The 19,140-nt window shown below is 68.9% G+C and carries 15 protein-coding genes; 1 reads left to right on the top strand and 14 read right to left on the bottom strand.

All coding sequences use genetic code 11. The features are described 5' to 3' along the window. Positions 1–276 precede the first annotated feature (276 nt). From NQK81_RS15380 to NQK81_RS15425, 10 genes are all read right to left on the bottom strand, one after another. A complete protein-coding gene (locus tag NQK81_RS15380) occupies positions 277–1,980 on the bottom strand; it encodes an ArnT family glycosyltransferase (protein WP_257488745.1) in 1,704 nt (567 codons plus the stop codon). Positions 1,981–2,176: 196 nt separating this feature from the next. Continuing rightward, entirely contained in the window at positions 2,177–2,794 is a 618-nt protein-coding gene (locus NQK81_RS15385) for a dTDP-4-dehydrorhamnose 3,5-epimerase family protein (protein ID WP_257488746.1), read from the bottom strand. Positions 2,795–2,810: 16 nt separating this feature from the next. After that, positions 2,811–3,920 (bottom strand): DegT/DnrJ/EryC1/StrS family aminotransferase, encoded by a 1,110-nt coding sequence (locus NQK81_RS15390; protein ID WP_257488747.1) that lies wholly within the window; start codon positions 3,918–3,920, stop codon positions 2,811–2,813. Beyond that, positions 3,917–4,882, bottom strand: coding sequence for an NAD-dependent epimerase/dehydratase family protein (locus tag NQK81_RS15395; RefSeq protein ID WP_257488748.1), 966 nt, complete (start codon positions 4,880–4,882; stop codon positions 3,917–3,919). Before NQK81_RS15395 ends, NQK81_RS15390 begins: the two co-directional genes overlap by 4 nt. Then, the gene (locus NQK81_RS15400) at positions 4,879–6,294 is read right to left on the bottom strand and encodes an NDP-hexose 2,3-dehydratase family protein (RefSeq protein ID WP_257488749.1); all 1,416 of its coding nucleotides are present in this window, start codon (positions 6,292–6,294) and stop codon (positions 4,879–4,881) included. Before NQK81_RS15400 ends, NQK81_RS15395 begins: the two co-directional genes overlap by 4 nt. Before the next feature lie 69 nt (positions 6,295–6,363). Further along, entirely contained in the window at positions 6,364–7,437 is a 1,074-nt protein-coding gene (locus NQK81_RS15405) for an alpha-hydroxy acid oxidase (protein ID WP_257488750.1), read from the bottom strand. Then, complete coding sequence (gene hppD / locus NQK81_RS15410) at positions 7,434–8,492, bottom strand: 4-hydroxyphenylpyruvate dioxygenase (RefSeq protein WP_257488751.1); 1,059 nt, start codon at positions 8,490–8,492, stop codon at positions 7,434–7,436. The genes NQK81_RS15405 and hppD overlap by 4 nt, the downstream gene beginning before the upstream one ends. 101 nt (positions 8,493–8,593) lie before the next feature. After that, a complete protein-coding gene (locus NQK81_RS15415) occupies positions 8,594–9,784 on the bottom strand; it encodes a cytochrome P450 (protein WP_257488752.1) in 1,191 nt (396 codons plus the stop codon). 14 nt (positions 9,785–9,798) lie between these two features. Next, positions 9,799–11,535, bottom strand: coding sequence for an amino acid adenylation domain-containing protein (locus NQK81_RS15420; protein WP_257488753.1), 1,737 nt, complete (start codon positions 11,533–11,535; stop codon positions 9,799–9,801). Then, positions 11,532–12,362 carry an alpha/beta fold hydrolase gene (locus NQK81_RS15425; protein WP_257488754.1) on the bottom strand — a complete coding sequence of 277 codons (831 nt, stop codon included), beginning with the start codon at positions 12,360–12,362 and terminating at the stop codon, positions 11,532–11,534. Before NQK81_RS15425 ends, NQK81_RS15420 begins: the two co-directional genes overlap by 4 nt. A gap of 171 nt (positions 12,363–12,533) precedes the next feature. On the opposite strand from NQK81_RS15425, the gene NQK81_RS15430 reads away from it, so the two are divergent. Continuing rightward, positions 12,534–13,820, top strand: coding sequence for an aminotransferase-like domain-containing protein (locus tag NQK81_RS15430; protein ID WP_257488755.1), 1,287 nt, complete (start codon positions 12,534–12,536; stop codon positions 13,818–13,820). Between the two features lie 356 nt (positions 13,821–14,176). Here NQK81_RS15430 and NQK81_RS15435 read toward each other — a convergent pair whose 3' ends face one another. The 4 genes from NQK81_RS15435 to NQK81_RS15450 all read right to left on the bottom strand — a co-directional run bounded on the left by NQK81_RS15435 (position 14,177) and on the right by NQK81_RS15450 (position 19,120). Continuing rightward, positions 14,177–15,217 (bottom strand): methyltransferase, encoded by a 1,041-nt coding sequence (locus NQK81_RS15435; RefSeq protein WP_192746246.1) that lies wholly within the window; start codon positions 15,215–15,217, stop codon positions 14,177–14,179. A gap of 63 nt (positions 15,218–15,280) precedes the next feature. Beyond that, a complete protein-coding gene (locus NQK81_RS15440) occupies positions 15,281–17,110 on the bottom strand; it encodes an ArnT family glycosyltransferase (protein ID WP_257488756.1) in 1,830 nt (609 codons plus the stop codon). Positions 17,111–17,123: 13 nt separating this feature from the next. Beyond that, positions 17,124–17,942: a PIG-L deacetylase family protein gene (locus tag NQK81_RS15445; protein ID WP_257488757.1), complete on the bottom strand. Its 819-nt coding sequence runs from the start codon at positions 17,940–17,942 to the stop codon at positions 17,124–17,126. Positions 17,943–17,974: 32 nt separating this feature from the next. Beyond that, on the bottom strand, positions 17,975–19,120 hold the full coding sequence (locus tag NQK81_RS15450; protein WP_257488758.1) for a glycosyltransferase: 1,146 nt from the start codon (positions 19,118–19,120) through the stop codon (positions 17,975–17,977). Positions 19,121–19,140: the final 20 nt, after the last annotated feature.

The raw sequence follows: 19,140 nt of genomic DNA on the forward strand, positions 1-19,140 counted from the left end.
CACCCCCATGTTCTGAGCTTGCTCCGAAGCAGCTGCTTGACCTGCGCAGCGGGCATTGGTCTCACCTTTCGCGGATCTCAGTGGACAATTCCGAAATTAGGCTTCGCGGATCTCGATGGTCAACGCGTCCAAGCCCTTTTCGCGCCGGAAACCGTTACCGACTCACGATTCGGGACCGGGTTGGTACGTGTCGCGAAAGCCACTTTCGGGACATCTGGTGTCCCGAAAGTGGCTTTCGCGACATGGGGCGACTGTCTCAAGTGGACCGGCCGCGCGTCACGGGCGGCGGTAGATCGTCATGGAGTGCCCCACCCGCTCCACCGGCGTGCTCCCGGCGATCAGCGCGCCCAGATCGCCGGTGACACCGCCGGTCTGCCCGCCCCCGCCGGTGCCGCCACCGCCCATCGGGTCTGAGAAAGCCCCCAGGACGGCGGAATCCGACACGGCGAGCACCCCGTGCACCTGGTCCGCGGGCACCGTGAGCGGATCGGCGGCGTCGATGCCGTAGTGGGACGGCAGACCACTCCCCTGGTAGACGAGCCAGGTGCGTTCACCCGCGTAGTCCTTCTTCAGGCGGTCCGCCAGGCGGCCCAGGTCCTGTCCCCAGTCGACGTTCGAATCCAGCAGGTACCGGTGGGTGTTCTCCGGCCCGCCGAACGCCTCGTTGGAATACGGAAGGTAGTACGGGAACGTCATCAGCGAACTGACCGCGGCGAAGGCCACGACGGTCACCGCGGCCACCTTCACCCACCGTCTCCGGACGACGAGCACCGCGGCCGCCGCGACGGCGAGGAACATCGGCGCGAAGGCCAGGTACCGCACGCCGTTGTCGCGGACGATGACCATGGCCGTGGCCATCAGCAGGGCGGTCGGGAGGAGCACGTACGGCGCGGCCGGGCGCAATCGCCGCACCGACAGCAGCACGGCGGCGCCCGCCAGCCAGATCGCCATCGCGCCCAGCGGCGTCTTCACCAGCAGCGCGGCCGGGCCGTAGTACCACAGCGATCCCGTGTAGTGCCTGCCGAACAGGAAGTTGTGCCACACGTGGTCTTCGAGTTCGAACTGGAACCGCATCCCGTCCTTCAACGGCTGCGGGAACGGCAGCCACTCGACGAGGGTGCGCATTCCGTGCAGCGGTTGCATTCCCGACGACGTCTCCCAGCGCAGCCGCGGATCCACCACGAGGTAGGAGGCCCACACGACGGCGATCGCGATCAGCGCCATCCCGGCGGCCGCCAGCACACCACGCCCGATGAGCAGCGCCGGGGACTTCAGGTCGAGACCGCGGGCGCGGCGGGCGTGCCAGACGGACAGCACGGCCAGCGGGATCAGCACCGGGACCGCCACCAGGGAAAGCACTTTCGTGGCCGTGGCCGCGCCGAGGGCGAGCCCGGCGAGCGGCAGGTAGAGACCGGGGCGGCGCCGGGCACGCCACACCAGCCAGACCGACGTCAGCAGGAACCCGGCCACCGGCACGTCGAGCGTCGCCAGCGAGCCGTGCGCGATGACGTCTGGCGAGAAGGTGAACAGGGTGAGCGCCAGCAGCCCGCCCGCGCGGCCGGCCAGATCGGACGCGAACGCGAAGACGACCAGCCCGAACAACAGCGTCAGCAGGATCACCGGCAGCCGCGCGAACAGCATCAGCCGTTCCGGATCGTTGCCCGCCTCGTAGACGACGTGCTTGCCGAGTTCCCACTCGTGGCCGGTGAAGCCGGGGGCGACCTTCGGATCGGTGAGGGCCACCCCGGTCGCGATGATGAGCTTGCCCAGCGGTGGATGTTCGGGGTTGTACCGCAGGCTGTGCTCTTCGAGGTAGACCACCGCGGTGCCGACGTAGACCGGCTCGTCGATGGTCGGGGACTGTTCCACGGCGGTCGTGATCATCGCGAACGCCATCTGGGTGAGCAGGGCGAGCACGGCGCCCGCGAGCAGCCACCGCTGGTGCCGCCGCACCCAGGCGATCCACTTCGAAGTGTCCATTGACGGCTGAAGGCCATCGGTCGTCAAGTTCGACGTCCTTCCCCCGGCGGGCCGGTGCGCCCGGCCCGCCCTGGATAACGATTACCCGGCCGGGCGCCCGCGCCTTCGAGGGCCATCACGGTCGGCGCCGCCGTTCGGGCGGCGCCGAGTCGGGTCCGTGATGGCCCTCGTCGGCCGGGCGTGGATGAAGAGAAAGTCAGACGGAGAGCGGAAGAACGGACAGCCGCCGTTCGATCTCCTGGCAGGCGTCGTAGTCGGGGAGCATCCCCTGCTCCTCCGCCTCGCCGAGGGTGAGGGCCGCCGTGTCCCGTTCGGACAGGATCGGCACGACGTCGGTGTCGATCGGCAGGCCCAGCACGGGGTCCAGCGGCGAAAGGGCGAGCTCGTTCTCCGCCACGTAGGGCGAGGAGATCATGTACGACATGACGGTGTCGTCTTCGAGCGCCACGAAGGCATGGCCGACGCCGACCGGGAAGTACATCGTCCGGAAGTCCTCCTGGTCCATCAGGACCGCGTCCCATTTGCCGAACGTCGGCGAGCCGACCCGGATGTCGACCACGATGTCCAGTGCCTTGCCGCGGGGGCAGTAGACGTACTTCGCGGTGCCCGGCGGGGTCACGGTGTAGTGGATACCCCGCACCACACCGCGTTTCGACCGGCTGTGGTTCGTCTGTGCCACCGGGAAGAGCGGGCCGCCGTGGGCCTCGATGAACGCCTCTTCCTGGTAGGGCGAAACGAACAGGCCCCGGTCGTCGGGGAAGACGCGCGGGGTGAACTCGATCGCGCCTTCGACGGCGAGTTTGCGTGCTTGCACGGTTTTGCTCCTGTGGTCAGAGGGTGGACAGCACTTCGCGGACCGCGTGGACGACCTTGTCCTGCAGGTCGGGCGAGAGCGCGGGGTACATCGGCAGCGAGAAGATCTCGCCCGCCAGCTTCTCGGTGACCGGGAGCGAACCCTTCTCGTAACCGAGGTGGGCGAACCCGGTCATGGTGTGCACCGGCCACGGGTAGCTGATGTTCAGGTGGATGTCGTACGCCTTGAGGCGTTCGAGGATCTCGTCTCGGCGCGGGTGCCGCACGACGTACACGTAGTACACGTGCTCGTTGCCGGGGACGGTCTTCGGCAGCTTCAGCTCGGTGTCGCCGAGGGCGTCGACATAGCGCTGGGCGACCGCCCGGCGGCCCGCGGTGTAGGCGTCGAGCCGCTTGAGCTTACGCCGCAGGATCTCGGCCTGGACCTCGTCCAGCCGGCTGTTGTGGGCGGGCGTCTCGACGGTGTAGTAGCGCTCCTCCATGCCGTAGTACCGCAGACGGCGCAGTTTCGCGGCCACGTTCTCGTCTGAGGTGATGGCCGCGCCGCCGTCGCCGTACGCGCCGAGCACCTTGGTGGGATAGAAGGAGAACGCGGCGGCGTCGCCGGTCGTGCCCGCGATCGTGCCGTTCTGCCGCGCGCCGTGCGCCTGGGCACAATCCTCCAAAATGGACAGTCCGTGCTTCGCGGCGAGCGCCTTCAGCGGCGCCATGTCCACGCACTGGCCGTACAGGTGCACGGGCAGCAGGCATTTGGTGCGTTCGGTGATCGCGGCTTCGACCAGGCCGGTGTCCATCAGGAAGTCGTCCTCGCGGACGTCGACGAAGACCGGGGTGGCGCCGGTGCCGTCGATGGCGACGACGGTCGGGGCGGCGGTGTTCGACACCGTGATGACCTCGTCGCCGGGGCCGACGCCCAGCGCCTGGAGGCCGAGCTTGATCGCGTTCGTCCCGTTGTCGAGCCCGACGCAGTGCCCGACGCCGTGGTACGCGGCGAATTCCGATTCGAACCCGCGCAGGCTCGCGCCGAGCACGAGCTGCCCCGAGTTGAACACCGTCTCGACCGCGTCCAGCAGATCGAGCCGTTCGGTCTCGTATTCGGCGAGGTAGTCCCATACGCGCGTGGTCATGTGCGAGCCTTTCCGTGAACGGGGGTGGTCAGCGCGGCGACGGTGCGACGCACTCCTTCGGGCAGTGAGATCTCCGGACGCCAGCCGGTGATCGCCCGGAACGGCGTCGAATCGATGGTGACGCTGCGAAGATCCGTCGACGGCGCGTGCGACGGAGGCTCGACGCAGACCACGTCCACCGGCTCGCGTCCGGTGTGCCCGGCCATTTCCTTCGCCACGAGCCGGAAGACGTCGGCGAGCTGGTCTCCCCGGCCGGCGCCGAGCAGCCAGTGGCCGCCGACCAGCGCGTCCGGTGCGGCCAGCGCCGCGGTGAAGGCGGCCGCGATGTCCTCGACGTGCACCAGGTCGCGGCGCACGGTGCCGTCACCCCAGATGGTGAGGTCCTGCCCGTCGAGCGCGCGGCGCGCCATGGCGGACACGACGCCGCGGTCGGAGTTCGCGCCCTCGGTCAGGGTCTCGCCGAACACCGTCGGCAGCCGCAGGCTGATCCCGCGCACGCGGCCGTCGGCCGTGGCCTTCTTGAGGACCTGCTCCGCAGCCAGTTTCTGCTGGTCGTACGGGGTGCCCGGCTCGTCGGGCTCACTCCCGTCGATCGGCTCCCGGGGCGGCACCCCGACCTGCGACGCGGCACCGCCGTAGACCACCAGTGGCTGTCCGCTCACGACTTCGACGAGATCCCGCATCACGCCCAGGTTCACGCGTTCGGCCTCTTCGGTCTCGGCGACGCGCCAGCCGCCGTCGGCGAGGAGCAGGTACACGATCGCGTCCGAGCCCGCGACCGCTTCGGCCAGCGCGGCGCGGTCGGTCAGGTCGGCGGTGACGACGGTCGTTTCGGCCAGGCCGTCCGGTGGCGTGAGCTTCCTGCGCGACACCGCTCGCAACCGGATCGGTTGCCGCGCCAGCGCGCGCGTGACGGCCGAGCCGACGAAGCCCGACGCCCCGAGGACGGTGATCTGTTTCATTTCAAGCCCTCTCGTTGCGGCTGTGCCGACGCGGCGTTGATACAGGCGAGCAGGGTGCGGGCTTCGACGTTGACGTAGTGCCCGTGCCGGGTGAGCGCGGTGAGCTGCCCGGGGGTGACCCAGGCATAGCCGGGCGGGGCCTCGACCGTGTCGTCCGCTTCGATCGCGAGATACCGGGCCCTGACGTTGAGGAAACGGCCGCCCTCTTCGGAATGCATGGCCTCGTACCGGATCCGCGATCGCGGCGCGTCCAGCACGTAGTCGAGGAAAGGCGGCCGGCTCTCCGCAGGCAAGTGCGCGTAATTCTGGGGCGTGCACTGGACGGTCGGCGCCAGCTCGACGGTGTCCAGGAAGCCGCCGTCGGCGCGGGCGTGCACCAGCACGTGGGGCACGCCGTCGATCTCGCGGACGAGGAACGCGACCACCCCCGTGCCGACGGATTCCAGCAACGGCTGGGTCCAGCTGATCTTCTCGCGGTTGCCGCCCTTCACGGCGACCGCGAGGACCTTGAAGTACCGGCCGTCCTCGTGCTCGATCGCCTCGACGCCCTGTTTCCAGCCGCAGACGTCCGTGAGCGGGATGCGTCGCGCGCGCACGTCGTGGCGCGAACGCTCGTTCGTGAACCAGGACAGGAGCTGGACGTCGGACAGCAGCGCGCCGGGGGTCTCGTCGTGGTACGGCAGACAGGACAGCACGCTCCTGGCGTTCATGTTGATCGTCTCGTCCTCGTGCATCAGCTCCGCGATCTGGCCGAGGGTGAGCCAGCAGAAATCGTCCCACATCGGCACGTCGTCGACGGTCTCGACGATCATGTTGCGATTGGACTTGCGGAAGAACCACGAGCCCTGTTCGGCCTGGAGGACGTCGACGATGATCCGCTCCGGGTCGGGCGGGGCGAAGTACTCGATCAGTTTGACGTTCGTGCCGCCGTGCGCCTTGGTGTAGTTGCTGCGGGTCGCCTGCACGGTCGGTGAGAGCTGCACCAGGTTGGGGTTCCCCGGTTCCATCTTGGCCTGCATGAGGAAATGCAGGACACCGCCGAACTCCTTGGCCAGGATGCCGAGGATGCCCACCTCGGGCTGTTTGATGACCGGCTGCCGCCACTCGCGGTACGGGCCGTCGCCGTGGGGGCCGTCGGCCTCGACCACGTGCAGGCCCTCGATCGCGAAGAACCGCCCGCTGCTGTGCACGAGATTCCCGGTCACGTCCTCGAACCGCCACTGGTCGAGCTCGGCGAACGGGATGCGTTCGACGTGGAAGACGTTCGCCTCACGGCGTTCGTCGATCCACGAGCGGACGTCCTTCGTCGCCATGTGGACGCCGCCGGTCGTCGCGGCCGAGAGGGCGATGCGGTCGGCGTGGTCGCGGTCGTCGCGAGGGCGCACCGTCACGGGTGCGAGAAGGGGCAGCATCAGGGACTCACCTTTCGCGTGGGTCGGGTGGGTCGTGAGTGGCGTTTCGGTTAGAACCCGAAACGCCACTCACGACCCGCTGTACCGAGTGCTCAGCCGCCGGATCGCGCGCACCGAATCGCAGCCCGCCAGGCCCATCGCGTTCCGGAGTTCGACGGCGAGCAGGTCGAGCACCTGCCGGGCGCCCTCCTGGCCGTCCGCGGCGAGCCCCCACATGACCGGCCGTCCGACCAGCACACCGGACGCGCCAAGGGCGATCGCCTTGAGCACGTCCCCGCCGGTCCGGATCCCGCCGTCCAGCAACACTTCGCAGCCGCCGGAGACCGCGTCCGCGATCTCGCCCAGCATCGTGATCCCCGGTACGGCGCCGTCCAACTGACGGCCTCCGTGGTTGGACACCACGATCCCGGCGGCTCCCGCGTCGACGGCCCGCACGGCGTCCTCGACCGCGAGGATCCCCTTGAGCACCACCGGAAGGTCCGTGTGCGCACGGACGGCCTCGATGGATTCCCAAGTGGCCGGGGCGAATTCGCGCGCGGTGTGGTCGGCGACGGCCGAAAGCCCTTCGGTACGGCGATGCGCGGCCGCACCGGCGTCGAAGTTGGCCGCCGTCACCGATTCCGGCAACGCGAAACCGTTCCGCATGTCCCGCAGCCGCCGTCCCATCCACGGGACGTCGACGGTGAACACGATCGCCTCGCAGCCCGCGTCCTCCGCGCGGTGCACGAGCTCCAGCGACCGCTTTTCGTCGCGCAGCCAGTAAAGCTGGAACCACGGCCGTCCACCGACGGCCGCGACCTCCTCCAGCGGGACACTGCTGAGCGTGCAGATGGTGTACGGCACGCCGGCGTCCCGCGCCGCACGGGCCGCCGCGAGCTCACCCTCGGGATGGAACAACCGCTGGTACGCGACCGGCGCGACCGCCACGGGAAGTGCGGCACGCCGGCCGAGGACCTCGGCCTCGGTGGTGCCACCGGAGAGTTCGCGCAGCATCCGGGGGATCACGAAGATCCGCTCCAGCGCGGTGCGATTGGCCTCCAGCGAGGACTCGGCCCCGCTGCCCCCGGCGAGAAAATCCCAGATCTCGCCGGGGAGGGCCGCCCGCGCGGCACGTTCGAGGTCGTCCAGGCAGAGGGGGGTCATCGCTGGGCGGGGCCCAGCTTGCTCTGGCCGGTGCGCTCCAGCTCCACGGCTTCGTACAGGGCCTTGATGTTGGAGCTGCCGAAAGTGCCCGCACCCTGGCGCTCGATGATCTCGAAGAAGATCGTCTTGCGCGGGTGGGTCGAGGCGGTGAAGATCTGGAACAGCTGGCCGCCGTGGTCCTCGTCGGCGAGCAGCTTCGTCTCGCGCAGGTCGTCCAGCGAGTGCGTCTCCAGCTCGATCCGCTCGCCGAGCAGGTCGTAATAGGTGTCCGGGGTCTTCAGGAATTCCACGCCCCGCGCGGAAAGCTCCTTGACCGCGCGGACCGCGTCCGGGCTGGTGAACGCGATGTGCTGGACGCCGGAGCCGTGGTGCTCCTTGATGAAGTCGTCGATCTGACCGGGGTCGGCGGTCTTGTCGGGCTCGATCAGGGTGAGGGTGACCGCACCCGACGTGCTCTGCACGACGGTGGAGTTCATCGCCTGGGCACCGACCACGATGTGCTCTTCGAAGATCTGCTTGAACCCGAGGGCGCGCTCGTAGAACGCCACCGTGGACGCGAGGTCGCCGGCGTTCAGGCAGACCGCGAAGTGGTCGATCTCGTTCAGGTCCACGCCACCCTTGCCGCGGAAGGCTTCCGGCGCTTCCCCGGTGCCGTCGCTCTGGATCAGGGTGTGCACGACATCGCCGAAACCGCTGACGGTGGCCGTGACCGAGTCCGCGCGCTTCTCCGGCTCGCGGATGGGCTGCGCGCCTGCCTTCACCGCGGTCTCGAAGGCGGCGGCCACGTCGGGGGTGCGCAGCGCGATGTCCGCCACGCCCTCGCCGTGGGTCTGCAGGTAGGTCGCGCCCGGGTGCCGGTCGGTCAGCGGCTCGGTGAGGACCAGCGCGATCCCGGCGTGCCGCAGCGTCACGCTCCGGTGGTCCTCCGACCGGTCCGTGGCCGCGACGGAGAAGTCGTACCTGTCCATCCATCCGGACGCGGCGGCCTCGAGGTCGGCCACGTACATCTCCACATGGTCGATCTCGAAATTCTGCGTGTTTTCGTGAGCAGACAAGACATTCCTCCGTGGAATAGATGTGATCCTCATGGCAAGAATGGCGCGAAGCCGACTACGCATCAATGCTGTCCGCTTGACAGATGGTCCTAATAGGACGGTCAGCGGCCCGTGAACCGCACCGGGAGCTCCCGGTACCCCTGCACGACGACCGCCCGCAACCAGGACGGCTCCTTCGTGAGCTCCACTCGCGACACTCGTGCGGCCACTTCCCGCAGCACGACCGCCAGCTCGATCCGCGCGAGCGCGGACCCGAGGCAGTGGTGCATTCCGTGGCCGAAAGCGATGTGCCGATTGGGTTTCCGCCCGGGGCGGAACGTGTCGGGATCCTCGAACACGGCGGGATCCCGGTTCGCCGCGGGCAGCCACGCGACCACCGGCGTCCCCGGCTCCAGGTCGCGGCCGTTGAGGGTGACCTCCCCGGTCGTCACCCGCAGGACGTGCATCGCGGGTGAGGTCCAGCGCAGCACCTCGTCCACGACGGTGTCGACGTCCACGTCGCCGTCCCGCACCTGCGCCAGAAGCCCCGGCACGGTGGCGAAAGCGTGCACCGCGCCGGTGATCGCGTGGCGCGTCGTCTCGTTGCCGCCGATCAACACGTTGTCGCAGTTGAGCAACACGTCGTCGATCGACAGCTCGTCGTCGGAAAGCAAAGTGCTGACGAGGTCGTCGCCAGGGCTCTCCCGGCGCGCGGTGATCAGTTCGTCGAAATAGACGAGGATCTCGGTATGCGCCTGACGCGGCGTCATCCCGTCGAACAGCTCGTCCTCGCCGCCGAACGCGTGATTGGTCAGGTCGATGAGCATGTCCTGGTCTTCGGCGGGCACGCCGAGGATTTCGCAGACGACGGCGGCGGGGATCCGCGGGCCGATCGCCGCGGCGACGTCGCACACGTCGCCGTCGAGCACCCGGTCCAGGACGGCGGACACCTCCGCCCGCACCCGCTCCGAGAGCTTGCGCGCCGCCGCCCTCGAAAGCAGCGGCCCGACCAGCTTGCGTAGCTTCCGGTGCTGGTCCTGTTCGGAGACCACCATCATCTGGCCGCCCGAGTTGTCGGGATGCTCGCGGTCGAAGCCGATCATCATCCCGTATTCGGAGGTGAACGGGGCCGACGGCCCGAGCACCGCGGCGCACGCACGATGCGAGAACACGGACCAGAACCCACCGGGCGAGCTGCCCGGCTCGCTCCACACCATCGCGTCTTCCGCCGCGTACTCGCGCCACCGGCCGTGCCGGTCCAGAGTCGTGTAGAGGTCGGGATTTCCGAGGTCGACGGCTGTCGTCGTCTGCATGACTGGTCTCCAGGTCAGGTGTGGGCGCCGTCGAGCACCTTGGCCAGCCGGGCCACCGTCGGCGCGTCGAAGAACGCCTGCACCCTCAGCCGGATCTTCAGGCGTTCCCGGATCCGGCTCACGAGCCGGGTGGCGAGCAGCGAATGGCCGCCGATCTCGAAGAAGCTGTCGTCCACGCCGACGCTGCTGACGCCGAGCACCTCGGCGAACAGCTCGACCAGGATGATCTCCGTCGGAGTGAGCGGTTCCCGGCCCGCCGCGGCGCGCCCGGCGTGCTCCTCTTCGGGCGTGGGCAGGGCGACCCGGTCGATCTTGCCGTTGGGCGAGACCGGCAGGCTGGGCAACCCGACGATCACGTCGGGCACGAGATATCCGGGCAGCTGCGCGCGAAGCGGCGTCAGGATGCGTTCGGCGGGGACGCGCTCGCCGCCGGTGCCGACCACGTAGGCGACGAGCCGGTTCTCGTGCTCGGTCACCACGGCCTGGGCCACCCCGTCGACCGCCAGCAGCGCGGCCTCGACCTCGCCCGGTTCGATCCGGTGGCCGCGCACCTTCAGCTGGTCGTCCACCCGGCCGACGAAGACGTACTGGCCGTCCGCGCGCGTGCGGACCCGGTCCCCGGTGCGGTACATGCGGCCGCCCGGGGTGCCGAAGGGATCCGGCAGGAACCGTTCCGCGGTCGCGGCCGCCCTCCGGAGATAACCACGGGCCAGGCCGGGCCCCACCGTGTACAGCTCGCCGACGTCCCCGTCCTCGACCGGCCGCAGCCTGTCGTCCAGGACATAGGTGCGGACACCGGTGATCGGCCTGCCGATCGGCGGCGTCTCCTCACCGGTCAGCGGCTCGCTCGCGGTGACCGCGACCGTGGTCTCGGTCGGGCCGTAGGCGTTGATCATCACGCGGTCCACCGCCCAGCGCTTCGCGACCGGGGCCGGGCACGCCTCACCGGCGACCAGCAGCGTCAGCCCGGTGGGCAGGCCGCCCGACTCCTCCAGCGGCGCCAGCGCCGACGGTGGCAACGTGACATGCGTGATGCGCTGTTCGCGCACGAGGCGGGAAAGCGGCTCGCCGGGGACCAGATCCGGCGCGGAGGCCAGCACCAGGCAGCCACCCGCCTGCCAGATCGGCCAGAACTCGGCGACGGCGGCGTCGAAACTCGGCGAGGCGAAGGCCAGCAACCTGCTGTCCGGCCCCAGTTCCTGGCGGCGCACGTAGTCGTCGGCCAGGTTCGGGATGCCGCGGTGCGTGACCAGCACGCCCTTCGGCCGTCCCGTCGAGCCTGAGGTGTAGATGACGTACGCCGGGTGGTCGGGACGCAGGGGGCTGATGCGCTCCTCGTCGTCCAGGTTCGGCTCGGACAGCCCGGGTTCCCGTTCCACGCTCAGGACGACGGGGGCGCCGTCCACGTCCTGCCCCGGCAGGCACAGCAGGCAGTGCGCCGCCGCGTCGTCCAGCATCTGGCGCTTGCGTTCCTCCGGATAGTCCGGGTCGACCGGGACGTACGCGGCGCCTGCCTTGTGCACGGCCAGGATCGCGATGACGAACTCGATCGACCTCGGCATCGCCAGCGCGACGAGCCGCTCCGGGCCGACGCCGTGCGCGACGAGCCGCCGGGCGAGCCGGTTGGCCTCGCCGTTCAGCTCGGCGTAGGTGAGGGTGGTGGTGTCCATCGCCACCGCCTGCCGATCCGGCAGGACGGCCGCGGTCGCCTCGAACAGATCGGGTGTCGTGGCCGCCGAAAGGACGGTCATACGGTCTCTCCCAGTGTCTCGCGCGATCCGGCGCGGAGGAACCGGATCAGCTCGCGGTTCACCGCTTCCGGGTTCTCCAGGTAACCGAAATGCCCGCACTCGGGGATCGTGCGGTAGGTCGCGCCGGGGATCGCGGAGGCCAGCTCCAGTCCGCCGGCGGGTGGCGCCACGAGGTCGTGCTCGAACGAGATGACGTGACAGGGCACCTTGATCGCCTGGTAGGCGCCCAGCCGGTCCGGCAGCGCGCTCACCAGCAGCTGTGCCCGGACGCCGGGCCCCCAAGCACTCGACGCCGCGAACAGGTCGAGCCAGTCGGCCGCGGCGTCGTCGTCGGCGAGTGTCGCGGGCCCCAGGTTGTGCATGGCACGGACGGCGGCGAGGAAACCGGGCGGCAGCTCGATCCCCTGCTCGATCAGCTGTGCCTCGCCCTCGGCGAGCTCCCGCTGGACGACACTGCTCTTGCCGCAGGCCGCCATCAGCACGACCGAATCCAGCAGTTCCGGTTGGGCGAGCGCGAGTTCCTGCGCGATGTACGAACCCATCGACGTGCCGACCACCCGGCAGGGCACCGCGTCCAGGTACTCGATCAGGGATGCCACGTCGTCGACGAGATCCGCGATCGTGAACCCGCCCGCGCCGTCGTCGCTCGGCGGGATCCCGCGGTTGTCCATGGTGATCACCCGGAAACCGGCCGAGCGGAGCGCGGGTACCTGATGGAGGTCCCACACCGAACTCGGCGCACCGGTGCCGGTCAGCAGAAGAACGGGCGGGCCGTCACCACAGTCGTTGTAGGACAACCGGATCCCGTTCTCGGTTGTCATCAGCATGATGTTCCTCCGGGAAAATGGCCGCTGCGCCGGGATTCGATGGTGCGGCGCGGATCCGACCGTACCTTCGGGGATCGAGTGTCCGGACCATTCGACGATGGACATTATCGCCGAAATGGCGTCCACGGCCCGTTCTTGACACCTCAACGGCGTATGGAAATCCTAGTATTCATGGATTCAAACGGTCTGTCCACTCACTGGAACGTGGAAACGCTGCATGGATCGCTCACCGATCCGGCCATCTCGTCGATGAATCTGCTCAACGAACTGATCGACGAATACCCTGTGGCCATTTCCATGGCGGCAGGCCGGCCGTACGAAGAGTTCTTCGACATCCGGCTCATCCACGAGTACATCGACGCCTATTGCGCACATCTGCGCGAAGATCGGAAACTGGACGAGGCGGGGGTGACCCGCACGCTCTTCCAATACGGCACCACCAAGGGCGTCATCGCCGACCTCATCGCGAAGAACATCGCCGAAGACGAGAACATCGACGCCGCCCCGGAATCCGTCGTCGTCACCGTCGGCGCCCAGGAGGCCATGTTCCTGCTCCTGCGCACCCTGCGCGCGGGCGACCGCGACGTCCTGCTCGCGCCCGCCCCCACCTACGTCGGGCTGACCGGCGCCGCGCTGCTCACCGACACCCCCGTGTGGCCGGTGCGCTCGACCGAAAACGGCATCGACCCCGACGACCTCGTCCTCCAGCTGAAGCGGGCCGACGAGCAGGGCAAGCGGGTGCGCGCCTGCTACGTGACCCCCAACTTCGCCAACCCCACCGGCACCAGCATGGATCTGCCCTCGCGGCATCGGCTCCTCGACGTCGCCGAGCAGAACGGGATCCTGCTCCTGGAGGACAACGCGTACGGCCTGTTCGGCTCCGAGCGGCTGCCCTCGCTGAAATCCCTCGACCGGTCGAACTCCGTGGTCTACATCGGTTCCTTCGCCAAGACCGGCATGCCCGGCGCCCGCGTCGGCTTCGCGGTGGCGGATCAGCGGATGGCCGACGGCGGCCTGTACGCCGACCAGCTTTCGAAGCTCAAGGGCATGCTCACGGTGAACACCTCCCCCATCGCTCAAGCCGTGATCGCCGGGAAGCTCCTGCTCAACGACTACAGCCTCACCAAGGCGAACGCGCGGGAAATCGCCATCTACCAGCGCAACCTGCGACTCACCCTGAGCGAACTCGACCGGCGGCTCGGCTCGTGCGCCGGCGTCAGCTGGAACACCCCCACCGGCGGATTCTTCGTCACCGTCACCGTCCCGTTCGTCGTCGACGACGAACTGCTGGAAATCGCCGCGCGCGACCACGGTGTGCTGTTCACGCCGATGCACCACTTCTTCGGCGGCAAGGGCGGTTTCCACCAGCTGCGGTTGTCGATCAGCCTGCTCACTCCGGAACTGATCGAGGAAGGCGTCGCGCGGCTCGCGGCGCTCATCACGCCTCGGCTTCCCTGAGGTCGCTGGGTACGGGAAAGGCCCCCATCCGCGGTTCGGGATGGGGGCCTTTTCGTGTATCGGGACGTTGCGAAAGCCACTTTCGCAACGTTGAAGGTTGCGAAAGTGGCTTTCGCAACCCTCCGGGTCCTGGGTTCGCGAGCCGAAAAGCGCGAAGGTGACTTTGCGTGAGGGGTGTGTGGAAATAGAGACGTTGAGTGTCCCTATTTCCACACACCCCGCCACGAGAGGACCAGTCACAAGTACGTGAAGGGGTCCTTCACGTACTCCGCAGCAGATAGAGCACGACGCGAAAGCCACTTTCGGGACATCAGACGTCCCGAAAGTGGCTTTCGCGACACGGGCGGGGCAACCGATCAGGGCTTGGTCCCGGTCACCAGCGCGTGCTCGAACGGCAGCTCCACCGAGCGCACGTCCACACAACCCACCGACTTGAGCCACGCCGACGCCTCCGCCTGCGGCCAGGCCATCCCCCGCCCGGTGGCGAGAATGTTGAGGTACAACGAAAGCCGCGCGGACAGCGGGCCGCCGGTCTCGTCGTCCGCGGCCGCGAAGCCGTAGATCGAGATCTTCCCGCCGGAAGGCAGCACCTCGTAGGCCTTCGCCAGCAGCATGACGCACTGCTCGGCCGTGAAGGTGTCGAGCACGTGGCTGAACAGAGCGTGGTCGGTGCCGCCGGGGAAAGCGTCGGTCAGCAGGTCGGCCGGGTGCAGGGTGAGCCTGTCGGTGACCTCGGCGGGCACGCGCTGCGAGGCCAGCTCCACGCTGCTGGGCAGGTCGAGCAGCGTGGCCTTGAGGCCGGGGTTGGCCTTCAGCAGGGCCGCCGCCGTGGTCCCGTCGCCGCCACCGACGTCGAGCAGGTGCCGCGACGACTTGACGTCGATGTGCTCCAGCAGGCCCGGCATCGTCTGCAGCGAGAACGCCGACATCGCCGTGTAGAAGATCCGCGCCTTCTCCGGGTCGTTGCCGAGCCGCGCGTACAGCGTGTCCCCGGGGCCGTCGAGGGCGTCGAGGGCCTCGTTGGTGCCGGCGCGCAGCGCGGAGGTCATCCGCGCGAACGCCGGGTAGTAGATGGTCTTCCAGCTGAGCAGGATGTGCTGCCAGCTCTCCGGTCCGGTCGTGGCGAGCAGTTCGGTCGCGACCGGGTGGTTCACATAGTCGACGCCCCGCTTCTCGATCAGGCCCGACGTGGTCAGCGCGAGCATCAGGACGCGCACCTTGTGCGGCTCCAGGCCAGTGAACTCACCGAGCGCCGCGGCGTCGGCACCGCCGCGCTCTTCCAGGAAGTCGAAGATGTCCAACTCGATACCGGACACCACCGCGTTGAACAGGGCGGGACCGTTGGCGATCAGCTGGAAGCGGCGGTGAACCTCGGTGGAGTCGAGCGATTCCTGCATCGGCGGTTTTCCTTTCCGGCCGGCGGAGACTTCCGCAGACGTTGAGAACGACACCGGCCCGCCTCAGAACGAGCCGGACGCCGGCCCGGCGTTGGCGTCGAAAGAGCTGCCGGAGTAATCGGGATGGAGTACGGAGATGGCATAGGTGGCGGGCGCGGCGATCATCGCCGCGACACCGACGGCGAGGGCGGCGGTGACCAGTGATTTCGAAGCGTTCTCACGCATTCGAGCCACGATCAGCACGACGAGGGCGGCCACCCCGAGTACGAGCGTGCCCCATTTCGCCCACGGCAGGAAGTTCGGGTAATGGGACCACAGCCAGGCGCCCCAAGCCAGCTCCGCCGCGATGGCGATCGGCAGGATCCAGCCCTGCCTGCCGCTGGTGTGGTACGCCCGCCAGAAAGTGACGATGCCGAGCGCCGAAAGTGCGGCGATCGCCGGAGCGAGAGAGGCCACGTACGCGGTGTGCGCGACAGCGCTCGCGCTGAAGACGAAGAGGAAGGTCACCAGCCAGACGCCCCACATCACCAGCCCGCCGCGCACCGGATCGGTGCGCTCGGCGCGGCGCCACCACCAGAGCCCGCACAGCAGGGACAGGAGGGCGAGCGGGAACAGCCAGGCGATCGCGACGCCGAGGTGACCGTCGAGCAGTTTGGTCGCCCCCATCGGATCCGCCCGAGTCTCCATTTTGGACTCGTCCGGCTGCGGGCCGCCAGGGCCGAGGGGCTGGCCGCCTTCGGCCTTCGGGCCGAAGTCGCCGTTCTGCTCGTCCTGGTGCTTGGTCCCGAAGTTCCCGTTCTCGTCCAGTCCCTGGCCGCCGCCGGGGCCCTGCGGATCACCGGGGCCACCGCCAGGACCGTCACCCGGACCGCCCTGGGGCCCACCGGGGCCGTCACCCGGACCGCCCTCGGGGCCTCCAGGCCCGCCAGGGCCACCGGGGAAGTCGCCAGGACCGCCACCGGGACCGCCCGGGCCGAGCGACGGCAGGCCACCGCGGCCGTTGGGGTCCTCGGCGCCGGGCAGGTGGATCCCGACGCGGCCGAGACCGTTGTAGCCGAACACCATGGCGAACGCGCTGTTGTTCGTGGTGCCGCTGATATGCGGACGAGAGCTGTCCGGGGTGAAGGTGTAGAGCGCGATCCACGACAGCGACACCGCCAGCGTCACCACACCGGCGAGCGCGAGATGCTTCACCCGGCGGCGCAGTTCCACCGGGGCGCTCAGCAGGTAGCCGATGGCCAGCGCGGGCAGGATCATCCACGCCTGCACCATTTTCGCCTGGAAGCCGATGCCGACCCAGACACCGGCCCAGACGAGCGACCGGAGCCGCCCCTCGAGCACGGCGCGCTGGTAGGCGTCGACGGCGAGCACCAGGCACATGGTGAGCAGGCCGTCCTGCATGCTGTGCCCGAACATGGACGCCAGCACCGGGGTGAGGGTGAAGATGCCGGCGGCGAGCAGGCCGGGCACGACACCCGCCCAGCGGCGAACGACCCGGTACAGCACCAGTACCGAGATCACGCCTTCGATCACCTGCGGCAGCGCCAGCGACCATTCGTGGTAGCCGAAGATCTTGGCCGAGATGGCCTGCGGCGCGAACGATCCGGCGAGTTTGTCGAGCGTGTACGTCGCTCCGGGGTCGACGGTGCCGTAGAAGAACGCCTTCCAGCTCTCGGACATGCTCTTGGCCGTGTCCGAGTACAACGGCGCGAAGTCGACCCTCGGCAGGTTCCAGGCGTAGAGCACCAAGGCCACGAAGGCGATGCCCAGCAGCACCGGCCGGGCCCACCGCGGCTGATCGGCGGGTGAGCGCCAGAACGCCCAGCGGCCGCGCACACCTTCAGGGGCGGGGTCCGGTGAGGGTGACGGCAGATGGGTGAGTGTTGCGGACACTCCGGTACCTCGCTTAACCGTTGTTTTCGTCGAGGAGAACGGGCCAGGTGGTTTCGCCGAATCCGCCCCGCGGCGAGTTCTTCCGCGCGTGCTCGTCCAGCCTTGCGAACAGATTCTTGTTCCTGCCGTTGAGCATCGCCAGCTGCGAAGAATAGCACTCGACGGCTTCTCGTTTCCGTTTCCAGGTCTCCGTCGTCGCGGATTCGAATTCGGAAGTGCCGAGCCGGAAGCCGGCGGGAAGTTCGATCGTTCCCGGGTTGAACATCGAATAGGGAAGGTCTTCCCAGAGCCGTATCGGGACGTTCTTCGCGCGTGCGGCGGAGAACGCCGCCAACGCGGCGTCACGGGTGGCCAGGTTGTCGGGATGGTCGACGACGGCCGCGCACGTGACGATCAGCGTCGGCTCGAACTCCGCGACGGTCGCCTCGATGTCGTCCCTGATCTCGGCGACCAGACCGTCGTCGCCCGGCGAATCCTGGGCCACCGCGAGCTTTTGCCCGCCCTCCACGTGATCGGTGAGCCACCGGCCGTCCGGCAGCCTCCGGTAGATGGAGTCGAGGAACCGGCCGTGCCGGTACGCCAGCCCCAGGTGAGCGAGCGCGGCGATGTCCTCGTTGCGGCGATGGAGCGGCGCGTCGTCCTCCGGGGAAAGCCCCCAGACCGCGTGCATTCGTTCCGCCGCCGCGGAATAGGGAGGCGGAGCAGTTCCCGCGAAGACCGTGTAGACGAGTACCTCCGCGCCGTCCAGCGCCGCTTGGGCGAGGCTCGCGCCGAGGGAAAGGACCGCGTCGTCCAAATGCGGGGAGATCGCCAGCAGCCGGCGTGGAATCATGGTGCTGATTTTGGTTACCGCCTTGTCGGGCTTCAACTTGTGAGCCTGGACAGCGCCCGGACTTCGGCGCGCACGAATTCCGCGGTCACCGTCGTCCCGTCGGTGCGGATCGTGCCGCCGACGGCTTTCGCGCGCGCCGCCGTTTCCGGGGCCAGCGCCGTGACGAGCGCGGCGGACAGCGAATCGACCGTCGGGTTCGGTCCGTCGTGCGCCACCCCGATGCCGAGTTCGGCCACCTTGGCGGCGAAATGCGGATGGTCCGCGATCTGCGGGACCACGACCTGCGGAACCCCCGCGAGCGCCGCCACATGTGTCGTGCCGGTGCCACCGTGGTGGACCGCGGCCGCCACGCGGCCGAAGAGCGCTTGCAGGTTTTCCTCACCGACGGCCAGGCAGTCGGCGCCGTCGTCCGGCAGCGTCAAACCCGCCCAGCCGTGGGAAAGAACGACCCGGCGCCCCTGGGCACGGATCGCCTCGACGGCCACCTTGGCGATGTCGGCGGGAGCGGGCGAACAGCCGAAGCCGACGTACACCGGTGCCGGACCGGCGGCGAGAAAAGCCTCCAGCTCAGCGGAAAGCGGACGATCGTCGGGATGGATCCACGCACCGGTCCGGACGCCGTCAGCCGCCGGTGCCAGGAGCGGATCCGCCGCCAGCAAGGGCTTGTCGGTGGTGCTGAAGTCGTACAGGTTCTTCACCGGCGGGAGACCGATCGAAGCCCGGAGCTCGTTGAGCGCGCCGCCGAACATCCCGTCGGCCCCGTTGTTGTACATGCCCCGGTGTTCGGGCGACGGCACGAGCGACGGCGAGGGTACGACGTAGAAGTACGGGATACCCAGCTTCTCCGCCACCGAACGGACACCGATCGCGCCCGACAGCAGGCCGGTCGCCACCACCGCGTCACAGCCCTCGGCGGCCGCCGGAATCTTGTCGAACTGCTCCGCGATCCCCGCGATCGCGGCTTCGGGCGATTCGGGCGGCCCGCCCAGCTTGCCCGCCTCTTCGAGCACGGGCTTGCCGACGACGACGTGCGGCACGCCCACCTCGGCCAGCCGCCCGGTGTAGTCGGGAGGCGCGCACATCCGCACCTCGTCACCCTGCTCGCGCAACCGCAGTGCCAGTGCCACCAGCGGTTCGACCTCGCCGCGGGTTCCGTACGACCAAAACAACACGCGCATTTCGTATCCCCTGGTGTACT

This window comes from Amycolatopsis roodepoortensis (genome assembly GCF_024628825.1).
GTDB classification, from domain to species: domain Bacteria; phylum Actinomycetota; class Actinomycetes; order Mycobacteriales; family Pseudonocardiaceae; genus Amycolatopsis; species Amycolatopsis roodepoortensis.

What these genes read in the sequence shown, in the direction of transcription:
- NQK81_RS15380 (WP_257488745.1), bottom strand. Translation starts at nt 1,980, where the DNA reads ATGGACACTTCGAAGTGGATCGCCTGGGTGCGGCGGCACCAGCGGTGG.
- NQK81_RS15390 (WP_257488747.1), bottom strand. Translation starts at nt 3,920, where the DNA reads ATGACCACGCGCGTATGGGACTACCTCGCCGAATACGAGACCGAACGG.
- NQK81_RS15395 (WP_257488748.1), bottom strand. Translation starts at nt 4,882, where the DNA reads ATGAAACAGATCACCGTCCTCGGGGCGTCGGGCTTCGTCGGCTCGGCC.
- NQK81_RS15400 (WP_257488749.1), bottom strand. Translation starts at nt 6,294, where the DNA reads ATGCTGCCCCTTCTCGCACCCGTGACGGTGCGCCCTCGCGACGACCGC.
- NQK81_RS15405 (WP_257488750.1), bottom strand. Translation starts at nt 7,437, where the DNA reads ATGACCCCCCTCTGCCTGGACGACCTCGAACGTGCCGCGCGGGCGGCC.
- NQK81_RS15415 (WP_257488752.1), bottom strand. Translation starts at nt 9,784, where the DNA reads ATGCAGACGACGACAGCCGTCGACCTCGGAAATCCCGACCTCTACACG.
- NQK81_RS15420 (WP_257488753.1), bottom strand. Translation starts at nt 11,535, where the DNA reads ATGACCGTCCTTTCGGCGGCCACGACACCCGATCTGTTCGAGGCGACC.
- NQK81_RS15425 (WP_257488754.1), bottom strand. Translation starts at nt 12,362, where the DNA reads ATGCTGATGACAACCGAGAACGGGATCCGGTTGTCCTACAACGACTGT.
- NQK81_RS15430 (WP_257488755.1), top strand. Translation starts at nt 12,534, where the DNA reads ATGGATTCAAACGGTCTGTCCACTCACTGGAACGTGGAAACGCTGCAT.
- NQK81_RS15435 (WP_192746246.1), bottom strand. Translation starts at nt 15,217, where the DNA reads ATGCAGGAATCGCTCGACTCCACCGAGGTTCACCGCCGCTTCCAGCTG.
- NQK81_RS15445 (WP_257488757.1), bottom strand. Translation starts at nt 17,942, where the DNA reads ATGATTCCACGCCGGCTGCTGGCGATCTCCCCGCATTTGGACGACGCG.
- NQK81_RS15450 (WP_257488758.1), bottom strand. Translation starts at nt 19,120, where the DNA reads ATGCGCGTGTTGTTTTGGTCGTACGGAACCCGCGGCGAGGTCGAACCG.